The 20,931-nt window shown below is 62.7% G+C and carries 19 protein-coding genes; 14 read left to right on the top strand and 5 right to left on the bottom strand.

What is annotated here, in order from left to right; all coding sequences use genetic code 11:
* The first annotated feature begins 1 nt into the window (after window position 1).
* The 7 genes from icmH (at window position 2) to ACN8ZM_RS36035 (ending at window position 9,327) form a co-directional block, all read left to right on the top strand.
* On the top strand, window positions 2-898 hold the full coding sequence (gene icmH, locus ACN8ZM_RS36065; protein WP_420212818.1) for a type IVB secretion system protein IcmH/DotU: 897 nt from the start codon (window positions 2-4) through the stop codon (window positions 896-898).
* Between the two features lie 15 nt (window positions 899-913).
* The gene (locus tag ACN8ZM_RS36060) at window positions 914-3,040 is read left to right on the top strand and encodes a type VI secretion system Vgr family protein (protein WP_420212817.1); all 2,127 of its coding nucleotides are present in this window, start codon (window positions 914-916) and stop codon (window positions 3,038-3,040) included.
* Between the two features lie 2 nt (window positions 3,041-3,042).
* Window positions 3,043-3,930 (top strand): DUF4123 domain-containing protein, encoded by an 888-nt coding sequence (locus tag ACN8ZM_RS36055; RefSeq protein WP_205821609.1) that lies wholly within the window; start codon window positions 3,043-3,045, stop codon window positions 3,928-3,930.
* Window positions 3,931-3,932: 2 nt separating this feature from the next.
* On the top strand, window positions 3,933-6,797 hold the full coding sequence (locus tag ACN8ZM_RS36050; protein WP_205821610.1) for a toxin VasX: 2,865 nt from the start codon (window positions 3,933-3,935) through the stop codon (window positions 6,795-6,797).
* A gap of 9 nt (window positions 6,798-6,806) precedes the next feature.
* The gene (locus tag ACN8ZM_RS36045) at window positions 6,807-7,787 is read left to right on the top strand and encodes a hypothetical protein (protein WP_420212816.1); all 981 of its coding nucleotides are present in this window, start codon (window positions 6,807-6,809) and stop codon (window positions 7,785-7,787) included.
* Window positions 7,788-8,370: 583 nt separating this feature from the next.
* Entirely contained in the window at window positions 8,371-9,021 is a 651-nt protein-coding gene (locus ACN8ZM_RS36040) for a hypothetical protein (protein ID WP_420212815.1), read from the top strand.
* A gap of 48 nt (window positions 9,022-9,069) precedes the next feature.
* Window positions 9,070-9,327: a PAAR domain-containing protein gene (locus ACN8ZM_RS36035; protein ID WP_089454274.1), complete on the top strand. Its 258-nt coding sequence runs from the start codon at window positions 9,070-9,072 to the stop codon at window positions 9,325-9,327.
* 34 nt (window positions 9,328-9,361) lie between these two features.
* Here the strand turns inward: ACN8ZM_RS36035 and ACN8ZM_RS36030 are convergent, their stop codons facing one another.
* Window positions 9,362-10,027: a TetR family transcriptional regulator gene (locus tag ACN8ZM_RS36030; RefSeq protein ID WP_420212814.1), complete on the bottom strand. Its 666-nt coding sequence runs from the start codon at window positions 10,025-10,027 to the stop codon at window positions 9,362-9,364.
* A 101-nt stretch (window positions 10,028-10,128) separates the two neighbouring features.
* Between ACN8ZM_RS36030 and ACN8ZM_RS36025 the strand changes: the two genes are divergently transcribed.
* Both ACN8ZM_RS36025 and ACN8ZM_RS36020 read left to right on the top strand, forming a co-directional pair.
* Entirely contained in the window at window positions 10,129-10,959 is an 831-nt protein-coding gene (locus tag ACN8ZM_RS36025; RefSeq protein ID WP_420212813.1) for an NmrA family transcriptional regulator, read from the top strand.
* Window positions 10,956-11,441 (top strand): DUF1772 domain-containing protein, encoded by a 486-nt coding sequence (locus ACN8ZM_RS36020; RefSeq protein ID WP_089454277.1) that lies wholly within the window; start codon window positions 10,956-10,958, stop codon window positions 11,439-11,441. The genes ACN8ZM_RS36025 and ACN8ZM_RS36020 overlap by 4 nt, the downstream gene beginning before the upstream one ends.
* A gap of 9 nt (window positions 11,442-11,450) precedes the next feature.
* Here the strand turns inward: ACN8ZM_RS36020 and ACN8ZM_RS36015 are convergent, their stop codons facing one another.
* Both ACN8ZM_RS36015 and ACN8ZM_RS36010 read right to left on the bottom strand, forming a co-directional pair.
* Complete coding sequence (locus tag ACN8ZM_RS36015; RefSeq protein ID WP_420212812.1) at window positions 11,451-12,512, bottom strand: hypothetical protein; 1,062 nt, start codon at window positions 12,510-12,512, stop codon at window positions 11,451-11,453.
* Window positions 12,513-12,605: 93 nt separating this feature from the next.
* Window positions 12,606-13,406 carry an AraC family transcriptional regulator gene (locus ACN8ZM_RS36010; RefSeq protein WP_043188626.1) on the bottom strand — a complete coding sequence of 267 codons (801 nt, stop codon included), beginning with the start codon at window positions 13,404-13,406 and terminating at the stop codon, window positions 12,606-12,608.
* A gap of 90 nt (window positions 13,407-13,496) precedes the next feature.
* Between ACN8ZM_RS36010 and ACN8ZM_RS36005 the strand changes: the two genes are divergently transcribed.
* Window positions 13,497-14,405: a DMT family transporter gene (locus ACN8ZM_RS36005; protein ID WP_043188624.1), complete on the top strand. Its 909-nt coding sequence runs from the start codon at window positions 13,497-13,499 to the stop codon at window positions 14,403-14,405.
* A 26-nt stretch (window positions 14,406-14,431) separates the two neighbouring features.
* Window positions 14,432-15,382 (top strand): ATP-binding protein, encoded by a 951-nt coding sequence (locus ACN8ZM_RS36000; protein WP_420213321.1) that lies wholly within the window; start codon window positions 14,432-14,434, stop codon window positions 15,380-15,382.
* 8 nt (window positions 15,383-15,390) lie between these two features.
* Here the strand turns inward: ACN8ZM_RS36000 and ACN8ZM_RS35995 are convergent, their stop codons facing one another.
* Window positions 15,391-16,257: a DUF2071 domain-containing protein gene (locus tag ACN8ZM_RS35995; RefSeq protein WP_420212811.1), complete on the bottom strand. Its 867-nt coding sequence runs from the start codon at window positions 16,255-16,257 to the stop codon at window positions 15,391-15,393.
* Between the two features lie 85 nt (window positions 16,258-16,342).
* On the opposite strand from ACN8ZM_RS35995, the gene ACN8ZM_RS35990 reads away from it, so the two are divergent.
* On the top strand, window positions 16,343-16,774 hold the full coding sequence (locus tag ACN8ZM_RS35990; RefSeq protein ID WP_420212810.1) for an IS3 family transposase: 432 nt from the start codon (window positions 16,343-16,345) through the stop codon (window positions 16,772-16,774).
* 25 nt (window positions 16,775-16,799) lie between these two features.
* Window positions 16,800-17,792, top strand: a complete 993-nt coding sequence (locus ACN8ZM_RS35985) for a formylglycine-generating enzyme family protein (RefSeq protein WP_420212809.1) — start codon at window positions 16,800-16,802, stop codon at window positions 17,790-17,792.
* Between the two features lie 43 nt (window positions 17,793-17,835).
* Here the strand turns inward: ACN8ZM_RS35985 and ACN8ZM_RS35980 are convergent, their stop codons facing one another.
* Window positions 17,836-18,456: a TetR/AcrR family transcriptional regulator gene (locus ACN8ZM_RS35980; protein ID WP_420212808.1), complete on the bottom strand. Its 621-nt coding sequence runs from the start codon at window positions 18,454-18,456 to the stop codon at window positions 17,836-17,838.
* 217 nt (window positions 18,457-18,673) lie between these two features.
* On the opposite strand from ACN8ZM_RS35980, the gene ACN8ZM_RS35975 reads away from it, so the two are divergent.
* Window positions 18,674-20,869 (top strand): beta-glucosidase, encoded by a 2,196-nt coding sequence (locus ACN8ZM_RS35975; RefSeq protein WP_420212807.1) that lies wholly within the window; start codon window positions 18,674-18,676, stop codon window positions 20,867-20,869.
* Window positions 20,870-20,931 lie beyond the last annotated feature (62 nt).

Genomic DNA, 20,931 nt, shown 5'->3' with positions numbered 1-20,931 from the left:
TATGACCATCACCATCGATATCGGTAACGATCGGATCGACCGTGCGCCGCAACCGTCGCCGGAAGGGGCGCAACCGTTGCCTGATGCGCCGGAAACGCCGCATTCCGACTTTCTGCGCAGTCCGTCCGTCGCACCGGTCGGCGGTAAAGACAGCGTGCTCTACGACTCCGTGTTTCGGATCGACCACGACGAAGACCTGCAATTCCAGTTGCGCGGCCACAGCTTCAATCCGCTGGTGGATGCCGCGCAGCCGTTGCTGGGCCTTGTCATTCGCTTGCGGCGCCTCGACCATTGCGATGACATATCCCGTCTCTATGCCAGCGTGCGTGACCAGATCACGGCACTGTCCGAGGAGGTACGCCAGTTAGGTTACGACGGCGCCACGCAGTTGGCCTATCGCTACGCCCTTTGCACGTTCATCGATGAAGCCGTTATGGCGACGGCCTGGGGCCACACGTCGCTGTGGCGCGAACGCTCGCTGCTCAGTTATCACCACAACGAGACATGGGGCGGCGAGAAGTTCTTCACAGTGCTCGCGCGTATGCAGATGGAGCCGGAAAAATATCGTGATGTGCTGGAATTCAAGTACCTGTGTCTTTGCCTGGGCTTCCGCGGCAAATACGGTCAGCAGCACAACCAGCAAGAATCGCTCAACGCCATCATCAGCAAGCTGCATCGGCTCCTGCGGTCATTGCGCGGCGATGCGCCCGAACGCCTTACCGATGTACCAGCCCATGTCGTCACGCGTAGCTATCGCCTCGGGCGGCAGTGGCCGCTGTGGACGCCCTGGGCGCTCGCTCTCGGTGCGCTGACAGGGGCCTACGTCATCTTCGCCGTGAAGTTGAGCGGTACTACCGAGCTGGTCCTGCAGTCGCTGGATCGCGTCCTGAAGCCTTGAGCCAAGGGGGCTCGCATGCCTACGCAATCCGATTTGCGTTTCACTTTCACTGCCGGAGACGAGTCGTTTGAGGTCGTCGAGTTCACGCTGCGTGAGGGATTGTCCGAGACCTTTCGCCTGGCGATCGAGCTGGCTAGCGCCAATCCGGCTATCGATTTCGGGCAGGTGCTCGATCGTAATGGGCTGTTGACCATCTGGCAGGGCGGCCAGCCCGTACGCTACGTGCAAGGCGCGGTCTCGTCGTTCGTTCAGGGCGATACCGGTTTTCGACGTACTCGCTATTCGGCGATGGTCGAGCCGCGCCTCGCACGCCTCAAGCTCTCCTCCGACTGGCGGATCTTCCAGACGCTCAGCGTGACCGAGATCGCAGCCGCCGTTCTCAAGGCCCATGGCCTGACGATGGACTACGAGCAACGCGCCACCAACGAACACCTCGCCCGCGAGTACTGTGTGCAGGCCGGTGATACTGACTACGACTTCGTCGAACGCATCTTGCGCGAGGAAGGTTTTTTCTACGCTTTCCAGCACGGCAAAGAGGGGCACCGGTTGATTCACTGCGATCGGCTGTTCATCTTCGGCCGTCTTGACGGCGAGCCGGTGATCTACAACCCGACGCCGGGCGGCGATCAGCCACAACCCAGCCTACGGACCTTCGCTTACACCGAGAACGTGCGTACCGCGCGCCAGGTACAACGCGACTACACGTTCAAGAATCCGCGCTTCAACCACGAGTACCCGCGTGACGGCACGGACCTAGATCATCAAGGCCGCGGCTACGTACGCTACGACTATCCGGGCCGATATAAACACGAAGCCAGCGGCAAGGCGTTCACTCACGATCGTCTGCGCGGCCACCGGCGCGATGCACGTGTGGTGTTTGTCAGCGGCGACGACGCGCGCTTGCAGCCGGGCATTGCTTTCGCGCTCACGGGCCACCCGCGCGACGACATGAACCGGATCTGGCGTCCGGTGAGCCTGGTGCATCACGGCAAGCAACACACCAGTCAGGCGGAAGAAAGCGCCGACGCACAACACGGCACGTATTACGGCTACGAAGCGGTACTGGTGCCGGACGATGCCGAATGGCGCGCCGAGCCGTTGCCGCACCCGCGTATCGACGGCCCCCAGCCGGCGGTGGTCGTGGGCCCGGAGGGTGAAGAGATCTACACCGACGAGTACGGCCGAGTGAAGGTGCAGTTTCCGTGGGATCGTCAGGGCCGGCACGACGAGCACAGCTCGTGCTGGATCCGCGTCGCGCAGAACTGGGCGGGGGCGCTGTGGGGACATATGGCGATTCCGCGCATCGGTCAGGAGGTGATCGTCGACTTCTTCGATGGTGATCCGGACCAGCCGGTCATCACCGGCCGCACCTATAACCGCTTGCAGCTACCGCCGTACGAACTGCCGCGGCACAAGACGTGGATGACGATCAAGAGCCAGACGCACAAGGGCGAAGGTTTCAACGAGCTGCGTTTCGAGGACGAGGCCGGACAAGAGGAAATCTACGTCCACGCGCAGCGCGATCAGAACATCCACGTCAACCACGACGAAACCACCTTCGTTGGCAATGACCGCAGCGAGCAGGTCGAGCACGACGAGACGATTGCGATCGGCAACGACCGCAAGGAGACGGTGGGGCACGACGAACAGGTCACGATCGGGCGGGATCGCCGACACGACATCGGCCAGGACGACTTTCTGACCATCGGCCGCAATCACACCATCACAACCGCGAAAGACCGCACCGAAGAGGTAGGCAATAGCCGCCGCGACAAGACGGCTGCCAACCATACGGTGGACATCGGCGGACACCTGGACCAGCGCGTACAAGGCAGGGTGGAGGTCGAGGCCGGGCAAGCCATCCAGCATCGCACTAAGGTCTACGAGATTCGCGCAGCCGAGGTCGTCGTCATCAAAGGTCCCGGTGGGACTGTGCGCATCGACAGTGGCGGCATCACGCTGGATGGCGTGGCGATTCGCGTGAAGGGGCCGATGACCCAGCAAAGCGGGGGAGCTAGCCCGATACCAGCGCCGATAGGTGTCCCTGCTCCGGGACAGCCGTTTGATGTGCTCTGTATGAAGCGTACCGACGGTAGTTGTCCGCGTTCTGACTGCCCATGCGGTAATTTTCGAGGGAGCTGATCATGCTCGTCGCACTGGAACAGACCGTGCTGCTAGAAGCTATCGAGAATCGGCTTTTCGCCTACCTGTTACTGGAAAGCGAACTGCTTGATGAGTGGTTGCTGGGGCAGCCGGAGATGCGGGAAGAGCGCACCATATCGCACGCCGTGAGGGAACTCGACTACACCTGCACGCAACGCTGGGTGTGGAGGGGAACAGAGTACGACGAACACGAGACACGGGGGCCGTTGCTGGTGCAATACCAACCGGGCTCCGTATTGACAAACACCTTTGCTGACGTGTGGCCACCTACTGGCGGCGCAGTGTATCTGACTTCGACCGAGCCTATCGAGGCAGTACTGGCACATCTGCGTTCCATTCTTTTTGTGTATATGCCCAATGGCAACAAGGCGCGGTTTCGCCTTCAGGAAACAGCGGCGCTTGACAGCGTATTGAGGGCACTGACACCGCAGCGTGCTGCCACTCTCCTGGGGCCAGTGCAACAACTGATCTGGCGGGAGAACCTTGGCCCGGAATTCCAATGGTGGGGCTATAACCAATCGGGTGGTGGCGAGCTGATTCAAGGCGATTTCCAGTTTTCCGATGCCGAGATGGCTGCTATCGATGAAGGGTTGGGCGACCATCAGCTTCGCAAGCAAACGGCGCTGACTCAGCGTGTACCTCATAGCTTCCGCGATAGCGCTCGCCAGCAGACGCGGATATGGCTGGAGCAACTTCATCTCTGGGGTTTCCGGGAGCCTCACCATCTGGAGGCAGCGATGGAGGTTTTCCGGCATCCGGCTTACTACGTACACACCAAGGCAGTTGTCGCTTTGTTGGGTGATACCGACCTGGCACCGGGCGCTCGTGCGAATCGGGCATTGAACCACTTGATGATCGAAGGAACCTGAGCATGGCCGGAACGACTACCTACGCTAGCGCTCGCGAAAGCTGCCAGGCCCGCATTCCCCTGTTCCCTCTACGCTACTCCGCGCATGGGCGGCCGAAGGGTGGTGCAAACCATGCCTATACGCTGCCGTCGCTGGAACGGGGTTTCAGAAAGCTCGACCATGCCCAGTACGGACTGCGCTGCATCGGGGGCGGCTTCATCTACCTGTTCGACGAGACACAGGGGGACGTCTTTGTCTGGCGAGTGAATGAAGAAAACGGACAGTTCATCGAACTGCAATCGCAGCACCGCTCCTTGGAGGGCGCACTCAAGAGCTACAAACCCGGTCACACGGTTCGCCATCTCTGGGCACGGGAATGCTCGGTGGTTCATCTGCTGCTGACCGACACGCTGTTGACCGAGCGGAAGATTCGCGCCATCCAGTCCGATCAGGGGGGCATTCGTTCCAAGCTGGCGACCACCATCGACATGAAGGCCTGGCAAGCTGGTGCCCCGTCGAAACACACCTTCGCCGCCGAGCGGATAGGTGAACTGGTGGAGGAGTTCAAGGGCACCAACCTCGACTTTTCTTCCTGGAAGGTGAAGCTGTCCGTGCCGTCGGCGCAGGCGCTGGTCACGGGCATGAAGGCTGTTGCGCCTGCCAAGCAAATCGCCGTGGTCATGCACGACAACATCGCACTGGTCCAGGATCTTGGCGGCCTCTTCCAGCAGTCGCGCCAGGCGATGGAAAGTTACACCGCGGCACCGGATCGGACCAGCAAGACCGGGGATGTTCAACGCTATCGCAAGATGCTCATCGCCGAGTTGATCGGGCGTATCTATGAGTCCGCTTACGCGGAGAAAGCGGGTGTGGCCGGCAAGGGTAGCGAGGCATTCGAGCGCGCCCTCAAGCGGGATATCGACGAGCGTGAATGGAAACGCCGGCGCTTCGCCGACAATCTGGCCGTCATGGAACGGGAACCGGCCAAACATCGTCCATCCTCCTACCCCGACGCTCGCCGGCAACTCGACGCCATGCCAACCGATCCGATTGGCCAACGGGCGGCGGCGTTGTCGGAATCCGCTCCGCTCTATGCGCGTCACGTCAGAGAGGCGAACCGGGTCAAGTTCATGCGGGACTTTGCCACGGAAACAGAGAAACGGCACAGCGCTGTATTGGACCGAAAGAACGATCGCTGCAAATGGCTGGAGAGTTACCAGTCGGCGGCGGCCAGCGGTGATATGGGAACGGCGTTTCTGCGGTACGACACTGAGGAGCCCATGTCTTCGACCAGCCATGCGATCGCGTTTGTCGCGTGCATCGACGGCATGGTGTGGGGCACGGAGACGACTCCGCAGGGGAAGAAAGACAAAGAACGTGAACTGTTTGATCGATGGTGGAAACTGCCGTGGCAAACGAACCCCATCTTGGTCAACATCGAATATGACAAGGGGCTGACTGATGCCATCTGGGAAAACAAGATGGACGTGGCCACCGACGCGGCGGGAAGCAAGGGATTGGGTCAACTTCTACGATATGGGGCGCTCCACTACCTGATGGAGCAGGTCGGTGTCTACACGCTCAGCCGCTTTCCCCGACAAGGTAGTAATGGCCGGGTGTGGCACGGAGCCGCCCGTGATGCCGTGGCCCAGCGAATTCAGCAACTGGCGGGCATGGGCACGGTGGAGGACGCCAATCGTCTGGTTCAGATGCTTGAAACGCGTTACCACGATCGTCTAGAGATACGCCGGTTGACCCGTCAGGAGGCCATTGACGCGCTGGAAGATGCGGCGCTCTTTCCGCGCGGAAGCGTGGCAGTCGGGTCGATCGCTATGGGCGCTGGCGACACCATGGAGGTTATCGTTTGGCAACGTTTGACGCCGATGACGCGCTTCGCCAATCCGTTCTTGCAAGTGTTTGAGCGTGGTGTGGCGGGAGGGGTGGCGTTCTTTAGCTTGCTTAACTTGAAAACGGCTGTTTTTTCCTTCGACAAGGAAAATATTAGAACGACTGGCTTGAATCTCATTGCAGCCACTATGGGTATAGGGAGCGCGGTAAATGGATTGCTCGCGAGTACGCGGGCAATGATGCCAGCGGCTTACTTACGTGTTTCTTTTTCAGGAATTACGATGAGAGCCATGGCTAGTACGTCTGCGTTACGTTTGTTTGGGTATGGCGGGGCGCTAGCGGATGCTATTTCAAACTGGTCTAAAGCGTTCGAACAACAAAAAATAGGGAATGGTGATGCAGCCACTGCGTACGCGGTAGCTGGATTAAGTCTAGGACTAGGAGGGGGCGCACTTACTACAGGTGGCGCGGCTTTGGCTTCAGGACTCGGCATGGCTGGTACAGCGGCTATGGTCCCGGTCTGGGGTTGGCTTGCTGCCGGTGTGATTCTCTTGGGAGTTGGGCTGTGGTGGCTGATGAAAGGCGATCAAGCGCAGTTTATATCACTTGGCTATTGGCTCAATGACGGGAGTTTTGGCAAACGCGAGCAACTTGGGAGGAAAGAGGCCATACCAACCTATGCTTCGCTAGACGATGAGAACAAAGGTTATGTGCAGGCGAGCTATGCGCCGCAGAAAATCGAAGCGGACTGGCATGTGACAAGCAATATCTTGACGCTGAAAATTGCTTATCCCTTGGCGGGTAAAAGTCAACGAATCACAGGACTAGAGGTGGGCGATTCAGCGGTCGAGATCCAAGCATTGCCAGGAGATGAAAAGTTACCCAATGGCGGGAGTATTCATACATACCAGATTCGGGGGCTTAAAAAAGGACGTGGTTTCATTTACAGCGTAATTCCAAGTTATGTTCCAAATTTTTTGGGTGAGCGGCTTCAATCAAAATTCATCTTCAGCAATGAAGACGCCCCGTGGTACTACTAGAGCGCATGTATGAAGAGTCGTCACGTTCCAAAAGAAGAGCGCAGTATTTTCTATACACGCGTTGACGCCTTGCGTCCGTCAGATCCTCCCATGGGTGTCGAGCCGGCGGCGGACAACAATGTGATGAAAGTGACTGAGGACTGTCTATTTATGCGTCATGCCTTTGGCAGCATATATGGCGGACGAAGAAGCATGAGTTGGTGGGCAACTGTCGTTGTTGTCTTTGTAATTTTTGCTCTTTTATGTTTTGAATGCATAGGTTATGTTAACAATGATAAATATCATAAATATGAATTTGGGTTTATTTTTTATCTTATAGATGGATGGTTTTTTTGGGTTGGGGTGGCGGCTTTTTTCTCTGTGGGTTTTTCTTGGATTTTCGTTCCTTGGCGCACGCAGCTACCTATTATCTTCAACCGAAGAACACTTAGGGTGACATGCATCATTCGGGGAAGGTCGATTGGCCAATCATGGGACGATTTGGAAGCCTACATCAAGGACGTCACTACCTTTGCAGCAGGAGGGGCGCCTGCTAACGATGGCGTGCTGACCTTGGTATTTCCCTATTACGACCCTGATGATCCTAATGCAAATGGTCGGCAGCGTATCGGTATAACTGCTACGCAAGATGCCGATGAAGCATTTTTCAATCGCGGCATTTACGGTGCTGCGATGGTGTGGGAATACATCCGCCTCTACATGCGCGAAGGCATGGATGCGCTTCCTGCGTCCTCTGCGATCTGCAGCTATCGAGCAGCCAGTGTTAGGGAGTGTGTTTACCTTTGGAACCCACTCAGGATGTTTCAGAGTCGCACTTGGTGGAAACGCGTGCTGGCACCGTTCCTCTTTCCCATCGTCGCTCCCATTTTATGGATCATCACCTTGGGCGATCTGATCTACATGGGTCTGGACCGCATTCTTCCTCGTCGGAAGTGGCCGCAGGAACTCATTGATGCGTGTGACGGTGTTTGGGACGGGAAAGACGATTGATGCGCGGACGTCCAGTCCCAAATGACGGGCGCAGCGTCTTCTACGCGCGCGTCGATGCACGATGCCCGAGCGCCCCGCCTTTGAGTGTCGGTTCGGCCGCCGACAGGCGACTGACCCTCGGCGGTAGTGCATCCAATACTTGACGAGATTCAGCCTGGTCGGATTCAACAACCTTAGCGTGATGCCAAGTCCAATCTGACAGTGGAAACTCCACAATGCGCTGTGCATACTTTTGCACTGCTAAAGGTTCACTTGTCATTGAACAGTATGTTGAAACATACCACCACGAAATTTCGAACGTGTCCCATGGACATTGGGACCCTCGACGGAGAACCTCTTGTGTGGCGAAACCCTTCGCGTATCCATGTGCGTCATAGGTTTCCCAATCGCAAGATCGCGTTGCCTGTCATCGCGTTCAGTTCGTCCGTTGAGCCTGCACACATACGGTGTATCGGCATGAGTGTTGGACAGTTCGCAGGCTTGGCTTGTGCCATGCATTGGTTGTGTATATGGCCGCATGAACTGCAGGCCGTAGTCGCGGAATAACCAGCAGTCCATTACCTGAAACCTGGAGCGTCATCTTATGAACAGCCCAAGCCCCGAAACAATTGCCAGAGGGGGCGACGAAACACCCAATGTGGTGATCTTTACCCGGTGGCACCAAGCTGCCCCGCTCATCGCGCTCTTTTCCCCGGTGCTCGCCATGCTTGCGGTGACACTATCCCCGTCTTTGACCGGAGCACTACTATTCGCCGTCGCGGCATTGACGGTTGTTTGTATAGCCACGCCCTTGATTCTGTCCCGCCTGGTGTATCCACCCGCCAAAGACCTTGTCCGCATCGAGCCCGACGGGCTGGTTTTCACGCGGTACGGCACGGTTCCATTCGACAGCATCACGGGATACACCCTGGACGGACTCATCCGACTCACGCGCCGGGATAAACCAACACTCGTGCTGCTCGGAAATCGCAAGACGCCGGGCTACCAGGACTTGCGTGCGGCGCTCGGGCCTGCCATGGCCACTTGGCGAGCGCACCACCCGGCGGCGCGGATCAAGCAAAGTCATTTCCAGGGTACGCCACTGGCGAAAGTACTAGGAGCCCTTGTCGTGATCAGTTGCGGGGGCCTCGTCGTCACTGTCGTCACCATGGAAACCGGCATGTCCTCACTGCCAGCCTTGGCCATAGGCATCTTTGCAGGCTTTCGTTTGCTCTCTAGTGAGCACCCGGAATAGCGACCAAGCTGATTCAGCCAGTGTCGTCCTTAACCAAAGGAGTCTCACATGAAACCAGTCGTACTAGTCGGTCATCGTCACAGCTGCCCTATCCATGGCGAGGGCACGGTCACGAGCGGTGCCCAGTCCTTCGACGTCAACGGACGTGCCGTAGCGCGGGTGGGCGATAAAACCAGTTGCGGTGCGGTCATCCAGACCGGCTCACCCGGCAGCAGCGTCGAAGGCCAGCCGGTTGCCCGTCTGGGCGATACCACCAGCCATGGCGGTACCCTCATCGAAGGTGACGTTGGCTGGTTAGTGGAATAACACAGGCCATTGAATTGAACCACCCGATCTGCGGCTACGCACCCAACACCGCCAGATCCCGCGGCAACCCCCGCTTGAACATCGCGAGGATCTGTCGCGCCGCCTTCGGCGGCAGCGTGATCGCATGCCGCACCGCCGCCGCGATCTGGATCATCATCAGCTCGGCGAATGCGCTCCGTTGCGCATGTGGGGTGCCGGGCGCCACGTCTCCCAACGCATCCGCAAACAACCCGGCCAGGAATTCACCGTCCTCGCGATCGAGCGCCTGCAGCGCGCGGTCGGCCTGCGTGGCTCGCCAGATATCACGCATCAGCGGTTCGTCGACGAACATCCGGTAATAGCTGTCGGTAATGCGGCACAGCGTGTCATGCAGGTCGTCGAGCGTCTTCATCGCAGCCAGATCGCGCCGCACGCAATCGTGCCCGGCCTCGTTGTAGCGCTCCGCGAGCGTGCCGATCACGGCCGCCTTGTCCGGAAAGTACTGGTACAGCGAACCGAACGAGATCCCCGTGCGTTCGACGATGTCGCTCATCCGGAACGCGTCGCAGCCTTTCTCGATCATCACTTCCGACGCGCACGCGAGAATCCGCTCGAACCGCTCGCGGCTGCGCTGCTGCGTCGGCACGAGCCGCGCGCGCGAAGGCGTGTCCGCCGCCGCCACTTCGGGCTCGTCGTTCTGCCCCGATTTTTGCCGGCCCATACCGCCTCCAGAAAAACTTGATCTTTAAAATGCGAGAGTCTATCGTGTTTTTGAAACGCGAGACATTCTCGCATTTTAGACCGAAACTGAAGGAGACACACATGTCGGCACTTCCCATCCTCATCGTCGGCGGTTCGGGCAAGACGGGCGCCCGCGTCGACGCACGGCTGCGCGCGCGCGGCATCGCGACCCGGCCCGTGTCGCGCACGTCGGCCGTCCGCTTCGACTGGACGGCGCCCGCGACGTGGCCTGCCGCACTCGACGGCGTGTCGGCCGCATACGTGACCTATCAACCCGACCTGGCCGTTGAAGGCGCGGTGGAAGCGATCGCCGCATTCGCGCGGCTTGCACGGGAAAGCGGCGTCGAGCGCGTGGTGCTGCTGTCCGGGCGCGGCGAGCCCCGCGCGCAGGCCGCCGAGGCCGCGTTGCAGGCGTCGGGCGTGGGCTGGGGCGTGGTGCGCGCGAGCTGGTTCAACCAGAACTTCTCCGAGGGCTACCTGATCGACGGCGTGCTGGCCGGCGAAGTCGCGTTGCCGGCCGGTGCGGTGCGCGAGCCGTTCGTCGATGCGGACGACATCGCGGACGTAGCGGTGGCCGCACTCACCGATGAGCGCGTCGCGAACCGCGTGATCGAGGTCACGGGCCCGCGCGCGCTGACTTTTGCCGAAGCGGTCGGCGAAATCGCGCGAGCCGCTGGCCGGCCGGTCGTCTATCGCGAGATTCCGGCGGCTGCGTTCGTTGCCGGATTGCGCGAGGTCGGCGTGCCGGAGCCGGTCGTCGCGCTGCTCGACGATCTGTTCGGCGTGGTGCTCGACGGGCGCAACAGCGCGGTGACGCACGGCATCGAAGAGACGCTCGGGCGGCCGGCACGCGATTTCGCCGACTATGCGCGCGCGGCGGCCGCGACCGGCGTGTGGAGCGCACGATCATGATCGCGTTCGCAACCGCCGCATTGTTGTGGGGTTCGGCCATCGGCTGCGGGCTGATGGCCGGCGTGTATTTCGCGTTCTCGACGTTCGTGATGACGTCGCTCGGACGGATCGCGCCGCATGCCGGCGTGGCCGCGATGAATGCGATCAACGTCGATATCGTGCGTTCGCCGTTCATGCCGCTGTTCCTCGTCACGACGCTGATGGCACTTGCACTGGTCGTGCTTGCGCTGCTCGATCGCGACCAGCCGGGTGCGATGGCAGTGGTCGCGGGCGGCGCGCTGTACGTGTTCGGCATGTTCGCCGTGACGATGGCCGTCAACGTGCCGCTCAACGATGCGCTTGCCGCGGCGGATCCGTCGACCGCGCACGGCGCGGCGCTGTGGACGCGCTACGTGCACGACTGGACGATGTGGAATCACGTGCGCACGGTGGCGTCGGCCGCCGCGTGCGTGTTCTTCATCGTGGGGATTGCAGCGCGGTAGGGGCGGGCGCTACGCGGTGCGCGCAGCCTGTACGGGCAAGCGGTAGACGGCGATCGTGCCGGCATCGAATGCGATCAGCGAACCGCGTACCGGGTCGTGCCGCTGAGCGACGAAGCCCGGAAGCGCGCCGAGCGGCGTACCCGAGGCGATGCTCCAGATCGTCGTTCCGTCGGGCGTCGCGACATATAGCGATGCGCCATCACTGAACAGGGCGCCGATCCGGTCGGGTTCGGTCGCCATCGGGATGCGCCAGTCGTTCGATTGCCGATCTTCGGTCACATCGAGGATGCGCACGCCGGCGCCTTGCCCGGCTTCGGCGAATTCATCCTCGTCCCAATCGGCGAGCCCCCAGTACGCGATATGTCGGTTGTCGATCCAGCAGGCCGGCGTGTCCCAGTCGTCGCGCCGGGTCAGCCTGACCACCGATGCGCCGTCTTCGCTTTCGAAGGGATTGGCGTCGAGCCACGCGGCGACCGACCATGCGCGCGGGATCGAAACGGGATGCCAGACCCATCCGTCATCGAACAGCCGGCTGCTGTCGGGGCTCGGCACGAGCCGGCCGTGGAAGTAGTCGAGGTAGTGCGCGGGCCGGTCGTTGTTCGTGTACGGTGCGATGTCGCGCGCGGTCAGCGATGCGCCAGTGGCCGGGTCGGCCGCATCGAGCCGGTTCCAGTCGGTGCGGTGCACGAAGATCGTGCGGCCGCGATGGCGAAGGAAGCATGCGCTGAACGGGACGGTATGCGGGTAGTAGTCGCCGCCGTCGAGTTGCATCGTCGGCGTGCCGGTGGTGACGTCCAAGACGAGGCCGTGCCGCCCGTAGTCGGTCACGATCGCCGCGTGCTGGCCGTCAGGCGAAGCGTGGAGGCGATATGCGGGCGTGCCGAACGCGGTCTGATCCGTAGGCGGCGGGAGCGGCGGTAACGAGACCGAACACAGCGTGGTGTGGCGCTCCGTATCGAGATCGACGCCGTGCAGCGAGCCGTCCGTCGTCAACACGAGCAGATGGCCGTAGTCCGCCTGGACGGCGCAGATATCGACGATCGGCGCGCGTTCCCACGTGAGCGTATTCACGGTACGGGAGTCGTGCGGCGACGCTGGCAAACGGTGCGGGCTGACCGGGTTCATGAGCGCGATTCTATCGCTCCCTACACGCACGACCACGCGCTACGTGTAAAACGCCGACGGCGACACACCGAAGTGCCGCTTGAACATCGCGGAAAACGCGCTCTGGCTGTTGTAGCCGTGATCCATCGCGACGGTCAGCACCTTCTCGCCGTGCGCGAGACGCTTGAGCGCGAGCAGCAGCCGCGCCTGTTCGCGCCAGCGGCGGAAGCTGAGCCCCGTCTCGCGCTGGAACGCGCGATGCAGCGTACGAACCGACAGGCCGAGCAGGTCGCCCCATTCTGCGATCGTGCGCGTGTCGTCGGGCGCGGCGACGAGCGTGTCGCAGATCGTCCGCAGGCGCGCGTCGTGCGGCCACGGCAGGTACAGCGGCAGCAGCGGCGCGACCGTCACCTCGGCAAGCAGCAGGTGCATCAGGTGATCGTGGCGGGAGCCCGGCGCATAGTCGAGCGGCACGTCGACCGCGGCGAGGATCAGCTCGCGCAGCAGCGGGTGCACTTCCACGACGCAGCTCCGCGCGGGCAGGTGCTCGACCGCGCCCGGCTCGACGAACACGGTGCGCATCTGCACGTCGCCGCTCATCTGCACCGTGTGGTCGAGCCCGGCTTCGAGCCACACGCCGCGCGTCGGCGGCACGACCCACGACGCGCCTTCGGACTGCACGTGCATCACGCCCTCGATCGCATAGAGCAGTTGCGCGCGGCGGTGGCGGTGCGGCGCGATCGAGGTGCCGTGCGCGTACGTCGCCGCCATCGCCGACACGGGCATCGGCGTCGATTCGTAGCGCAGGTGTGCGCCGGGCGGGGTGGACTCGAGTGTCCGATTGGCGACAAGTCGTGACATTTTGGCGTGAGACAGGCAGTTGGGCGGGCGGGCACGATGGCGTTCCGATCCACGCCAGACCCCTGTCAGGATATTAATCCGTCAAATGCGATGAACAAGTCTCCTTTTCTGTTTCCTTTCTGCGCGATCGCGCTGTGGGCCGGCAACGTGGTCGTGTCGAAGCTGTCGGCGTCGACGATCGACCCGTCGGCGATCACGTTCTACCGGTTGCTGCTCGCCGTCGCGCTGATGAGCGTGTTTACGTTGCGTCCCGCGTGGCGCAATCGCGCGGCGCTCGTCGCGCACCTGCCGCAGCTCGCGGTGCTCGGCTTTCTTGCGATGGCGCTGTTCCAGAGCCTGTCCTACGAGGCCGCGAAAACGACCAGCGCGACCAACATGGCGATCATCACGGCGCTCGTGCCGCTGATGACGATGGCGCTCAGCTCGCTGCTGCTCGGCGATCCGCCTGGCGCCGGCATGGTCGGCGGCGGGGTGCTGTCGCTCGCGGGCGTCGTCTACCTGATTGCCGAGGGGCATCCGACGACGATCGCCGCGCGCGGCGTGCATGCGGGCGACCTGCTGATGCTGGCCGCGTCGGCCGCGTATGCGCTGTACGGCGTGCTGCTCAAGCGGTGGCGCATCGGTGCGCTGCCGGCGTGGCAGTCGACCTACGTGCAGGCGCTCGCCGCGCTCGTCTTCATGGTGCCGATGCTGCTGCGTTTGCCCGCGCAGGCGGCGTGGCCGACGCGCGCGAGTGTGCCGCTGATCCTGTATGCCGGCGTGCTGGCGTCGGTGGTGCTGCCGTATCTGTGGATGCAGGGCGTGCGGCTGCTCGGCCCGAGCCGCTGCGCGATGTTCATGAACCTGCTGCCGGTGATGACGGCCGGCGGCGCGATCGTGCTGCTCGGCGAATCGCTGCGGCTGTATCACCTGATCGGCGGCGGTGTGGCGCTCGTCGGCGTGGCGATCGCGCAGCGGTTTCCGTTGCAGGCGAGCGCATCGCAAGGAGTGCGGCAATGAGCGGCGATCGCGACATGCAGAACCTGATGGCCGCGCTGCCGGGCGGGCGCGCAGCCGTCGACGGCCCGGCGCTCGCGCATCAGCTCGAACGGATTGCCACCGCGCTCGAAGCGCTGGCGGGCACTGGCCAGCCGGCGGCGCCCGTCGATTTCGACGCCGCCGTCGCGTTCCGCTGGCGCGGTTTCGACGGCGGGCCGCGGACAGCGCCGCTCGAACCGATTGCGGCCCCCGCACTCATCGCGTTCGATGCGCTGCGCAACGTCGACCGTCAGGTGGCGATCGTCGAACGGAACACGCGGCAGTTCGTGCGCGGGTTCGCGGCGAATCACGTGCTGTTGACCGGCGCGCGCGGCACCGGCAAGTCGTCGATCGTGAAGGCGTGCCTGCATGCGTTTGCGCCGCACGGGCTGCGGTTGATCGAGGTCGGCAAGGAACGGCTGGGCGATCTGCCGGCGATCGTCGAGCTGGTGCGTGCGCGGCCTGAACGGTACATCGTGTTCTGCGACGACCTGTCGTTCGAGGCGGGCGAGACCGGTTACAAGGAACTGAAGACGGTGCTCGACGGCTCGGTCGCGAGCGACCTGTCGAACGTGCTGGTGTACGCGACGTCCAATCGCCGCCACCTGATGCCCGAGCAGGCGAGCGACAACGCGAACGTGTCGCGTGCGGAGAACGGCGAGCTGCATCCGGGCGACGCGGTCGAGGAGCGGATTTCGTTGTCGGAGCGCTTCGGGATCTGGGTGACGTTCTACGGGTTCACGCAGGACGATTATCTGGCCGTCGTCGAAAGCCGGCTCGGCGAGGCCGGGTTCGATGCCGCGCAGATCCGGGCGGCGCGCGAACCGGCGCTGCAGTGGGCGCTGGAACGCGGTGCGCGGTCGGGGCGGATCGCCGCACAGTTCGTGCGGGATTACGCGGGGCGGCTCGCGGACGAGGGCGACGGGAGCGAACCCGTGCACGCGTCGCGCACGGGGTGAGCAGGGCGCTACAACACCCGTTCCGACAACACCTTGAACGCGACATCGGGGACGACGAAGCACAGCGGTTCGCCGGTCGCACCGATGCGCGCGAGGAACTCGCCGCCGCCGACCGGTTCGACCGGCTTCAGCGGCCGGACGGCATCGATGTCGATCGGCAGGTCGATCGACGCATGGGCGAGGCCGTCGCAGTCCGCGACATGCGCGACGGCCGCGTGCTGCAGCGACAGGTAAGCGATGGCGTCACGCCAGCTCTCGAAGAACGGTGCGAACGCCGCGGGTAGCGTGTAGTCGTCCGACAGGGCCGCCGAGCAGTGGAAATCGGGCGCGCTTCCGCTGCCGCCGGACAGCCGCGTTCGGTACCGTCCATCCTGCACGGCATGCGTGAAGCATTCGGCGAGATGCGACGGCAGCGCGTCGCTGAAGAGCCGGCTGCCGAGCGCATAGAGCGGATGATCGAACACGTTCTTCACGAACAGCACCGTGCGATCGGCCGGCCTGCCGCCCGGCAGCGCATCGACGTAAAGCCGCCAGTTGCTTTGCAGCGGCGACGGGAACACGCGTCGCAGCGGGCCCGCGATACGCGGGCCGAAATGGCGGTGCGCATAGGTAAGGATCGTGAACGGCGTGCGGCCGTCGCGGCTCGCGAGCGTGACGCCTCGCGGCACGAGGTGGGCGACCGCGGCGACATCGACGAGCCACGTGCAGTACACGACGTTCTCGACCTCGCTCGCGAGCTGCAGGAACGGCAGGCGCGACAGCAGCGCGCGACGTGTGCGCAGCAGCGGGCGGTTCGCGACGAGCCGGTTGGCGAGGCGGCCGATGGGGCCGGCGGACGGGTAAACGAAGGCGTTGTCTGGGCGCATGAGCGGCATTGTGCCGGTGGCGCGAAGCGGGCGGAAGAGGCGTCGCGGCACTCCTGTCGGAACTGTCAGTGTCTGCCTGCGCCGGTCAGAGATCGTGGATGACCTGCGCGACGAACGCAGCGATGCCCAAGTCGTCGTGGGCGACGAAGCACCATTGGCCGACGATCGTTGCGCGGGTGCCGTTCGGTCATCGCAAATAGAGCGTGTCACGTACTTTCAAAGCGCTGCACCGAAGGGCCTCATCACGTCGGTCTGGGACGAGCGCTTTGGCGTAGTCGGCGTGCGCAAGGTCTGGCATCAGTTGCTGTGCGATGACGTGAAGATCGCGCGCTGCACGGCCGGCCGTTTGATGAAGGCGATGGTCGTCGCAAGTGTGCGGCGTGGACGTCGCATCGAGATTGCCTCGTGGTTGACGGGTTGTCGCATTCGATTGCCGCCGGGCCATTTTCTTCCTCCGCAGGCCGTTTCGATTTTTGGCAGCTTGACCTCGGGCGCGCTCGCGGCGAATATTTATCCGATTGGATAAATGAAGCCGATGGAGGAGAACGGACTTGAGCGAATCGGATCGACCGGTCGCTGGCGCGCGCACGTGTTGCGCGCCGCGGCGTGAAAATTCATGTGAAGGTGTTGCGGCCCCGGTGTCCGAGCCCGAGCGGCTTGTGCATGCCGCGCCGGCGAATGTGCGTGCGTGGGGAGAAAACGTCGCCTGGTTCGACGGCGGGGCCAGTTGGGTGGGCACCGCTGCGCCGGTCATCAAGGCGGATGGCGAGGGGCCGCGTCGGAAGGTGCATCTGAGGCCGTTCGGGATCGAACGGCATGCCGTGACGAACGAGCGATTCGCGGAGTTCGTCTCGGCGACCGGATACCGGACGGATGCCGAGCGATTCGGATGGAGCTACGTGTTCGACGCCTTTCTCGAACCGGACTGCATTGCCGAGGCGCCGGCGCACGTGCCCTGGTGGCGGTCGGTGCCGGGGGCGTACTGGGCTGCGCCGGAAGGGCCGTCCTCGTCGCTTGACGGGCGCGGCATGCATCCGGTCATCCATGTTTCCTGGAACGACGCGGCCGCGTTTGCCAGCTGGTGCGGCGGGCGCTTGCCGACCGAGGCCGAATGGGAGCATGCGGCGCGAGGCGGCCCCGGTGCCCGGCGTTTTCCCTGGGGAGACGAGGAGCCGACGGAAGACGCGATCTACTGCAACATCTGGCAAGGCCGTTTTCCCGATCGGTATAGCGGCGGCGACCGGTCCTTTGGAACGGTGCGGGTCGATGCGTTTGCGCCGAATCCGGCGGGCCTCTACAACTGTAGCGGCAACGTCTGGGAGTGGTGCGCGGATCCGTTTCGCATCAGGTCGTTGTCGAGCGCCGGCAAGGCGAGGGATCGACAGGCGGTTTCGGATCGGGAGCACACGCTGAAAGGCGGCTCATACCTGTGCCATCGAAGCTATTGCTATCGCTATCGGATCGCGGCCCGCACAGGGCGGCCCAGCGATACTTCCGCCGGGCACACGGGGTTTCGCGTGGCTTACGATCCGGCGCCGAAGTAAGGCCGCGCCCGACGGCCTGCCGTCGGGCATCGGCGGATGGCCATCAGCGAAAGATGAACGCCAGCACGGCTTCGCAATGGGCTTCCACGGCCTTTTCCCGCATCGCGTTGACGCCGTGCGCGTATTTGATTTCGGCGGTCAGCAGATACGGGATCTGCGCGATCGCGGTGATCATGTACAGGAGCGTGACGGGATCGATCTTTTCGAGCCCCTTCGTTTGCGCGCTCACCTGTTCGATCAGCGGAATGGTGAGGTCGTGGCGTGGGCGAATGAACGTCTGGGCCATCCACTTCAATCGTTCGGAGTCGCGATTGGCTTCCTGCATCATCAGGCGTGCGTGTTCTGGATACTTCGCGCAATACCGGACGTAGTTCCGGATGTATTCCTTCACGACGTCGACGGAAATCTGCCCCACATCCGCCCCGGGCGGCTTCGCCTTTTCCATGAAGCGGTCGAAGAGGTAGGTCACGCTTTCCCGCCACAGATTCTCCTTGCTGCCGAAGTAGTAGCGAATCATCGCGTGATTGACGCCGGCCGTGTCAGCGATATCGCGCACGCTCACCGCATCGAAGCCGTGGGTCGAAAACTGCTCGAGCGCAATGCTCAGGATCTCTGCCCGCGTCTGCTCGCTTCGTTCCTGCTGAGCCTGTCTGACCATCTGCATCGCAACGTTTCCTGAATCGAGTCATCCGGATTGTGCCATTTCGTCCGAATGGTTCGCAACGCCATGGCGGGCCCGCATGCGTGGCGGCGCGCGCCGCCGGTCCCGATCGGCTATGCCTTCGATGGGCGTCGGGGAAAGCCCTAGGGTCGATGGATACGCATTGCGCTTGACGGCGGCGTGGGCGTATCTATAAATTATCCACTCGGATAGTTATTGAATGAAACGAACCCTCATGACGCTTATCGACCGTGACGCCGGCATCGGATCCTCGAATGCGGTGCTTCAATCCTCTTTGCCCTCGCCCATGGCGGCGATTGCCGATCCTGACGAACGCGCCCGTGAAGTCGAAGCCCGCATGACGGACGACGAACGGTTCTCGATGTTGTACAGCCTGATGGTGCGTATCTTCGGCACGAACGCGCGCGAACCGCGTGTGCCGGCGCACGTTCCCGCCATCGCCGGATATGTCCATGGCGTTCCGCGGCTGGGCATTCCGCCGCTGTTGCTTGCCGATACCAGCCTTGGCGTGCGGGCGACCCATGATGCGAACGACACGGCCACTGCGCTGCCGGCGGGCCTTGCGCTCGGCGCCACGTTCGATCCGGCGCTGGCGCGGGCGGCGGGGTCGCTGATCGGCAAGGAAATGCGCGAACGCGGTTTCAACGTCGCGCTCGGCGGCGGCATCAACCTGGTGCGCGAGGTGCGCAACGGCAGGAACTTCGAATACATGTCGGAAGATCCGCTCCTGTCGGGCAAGCTCGGTGCCGGCCTGGTGTCCGGTACGCAGGCCGAAGGGGTCATCGCGTTGGTGAAGCACGTATCGCTCAATGCTAGCGAAACCAACAAGTTCTTTCTGGATGCGATCATCGATCCGGCCGCGCATCGGGAAAGCGATCTGCTCGCGTTCCAGATCGCGATCGAGGATGGCCGGCCCGGCGCGTTGATGGCTGCATACAATCTCGTCAACGGCGAATACGCGTGCGGTAACAAGCGGATCCTGCAGGACACCGTCAAGGACGCGATGGGTTTCAAGGGCTGGGTGATGTCCGACTGGCGCGCGGTCAACAGCTGGGATTTCGCGCTCAAGGGCCTGGACCAGCATTCCGGCGCCCAGCTCGACGAATGCGAGTGGTTCAATGAACCGTTGCGCCGCGCTTTCGACGAAGGCCGGGTTCCCCGGGAACGGATCAGCGAGATGGTGCAACGCATGTTGCGTTCGTACTTTGCCGTGGGCATCGACCGGCAATCGGCCGCCGAGCCGATCGATGCGAACGCACATAACGACGTGGCACTGGAAATTGCCCGGAAAGGCATCGTCTTGTTGCAGAACCGTCATGCGATGTTGCCGCTCGCCCGGAACACGAGACGGATAGCGCTGATCGGCGGCTTCGCACAGGTCGGTGTCCTGTCGGGTTCCGGTTCGAGCCAGGTCCGGCCGCGCGGCGGATACGCGGCGGAAGTGCCGTTCAGAAGCCACCCGTTGCTCGGGGCGACGTCGATGTGTTTTTCCGGGCCGTCGCCACTTGCCGAGCTGCGAGCGCGCCTGCCCGGAACCACGATCGATTTCGACAGCGGTGCGCATATTGCCGATGCGGTGGTGCTCGCTGCAAAGGCCGAAATCGTGATCGTGAACGCGATCCGGCACGAGGGGGAGCGCTTCGATTGTCCGGACATGACGTTGCCGTATGGCCAGGATGATCTGATCGACGCGGTGGCGCGCGTGAATCCGAATGTCGTCGTCGTGCTGCAGACCGGCAACCCGATCGCGATGCCGTGGCGAGACAAGGTGCGCGCCATCGTTCAGGCCTGGTTCCCGGGGCAGGCCGGCGCACAGGCGATTGCCGAAGTGTTGACGGGGGAAGTCAACCCTTCGGGGCGTCTGCCCGTCACGTTCCCCGTCAGCGTCGATCAAACACCGCATCTGCGGTTGCCCGGCGCGGATGTGGAACTCGGCACGCCGATTCAGGTGCGTTATGACGAAGGCGCCGAAGTCGGATACCGCTGGTTCGCGCAGCGAGGCAACCAGCCGATGTTCGCGTTCGGTCACGGAATGAGCTATACGGATTTCGCGTACAGCGATTTCGCGGTGAGCGGTGGCGACACGGTAACGGCGAGCTTTACCGTCACCAATACCGGCCCGCGCGACGGCGACGATGTTCCGCAGCTGTATCTGACCCATGCGGCCGAAGGGATGCGCATGCGCCTGCTCGGTTTCGAGCGCGTCTGGCTGCGTGCCGGCGCGTCGGTCAGGGTAAGCATGGTCGCGGATCCGCGCTTGCTCGGTTGTTTCGACGAAACATCGGGGCGGTGGCGCATCCGGGAAGGAGACTATCGGATTGCGCTCGCCCGTTCGGCGGTGCATCACGTCGTCGATGAGACGGTCCGGCTCGAGCATCGTGAATTCGGCAGGTAAGCAGCAGGCGGCGGTGCCGATGACGATGGATCTGCTGGCGCTGTTTCGGAGCGGGAAGGCGG

The organism is Burkholderia aenigmatica, assembly GCF_048627025.1.
GTDB lineage: Bacteria > Pseudomonadota > Gammaproteobacteria > Burkholderiales > Burkholderiaceae > Burkholderia > Burkholderia aenigmatica.
This window is presented reverse-complemented; position numbering and strand designations above follow the sequence as displayed.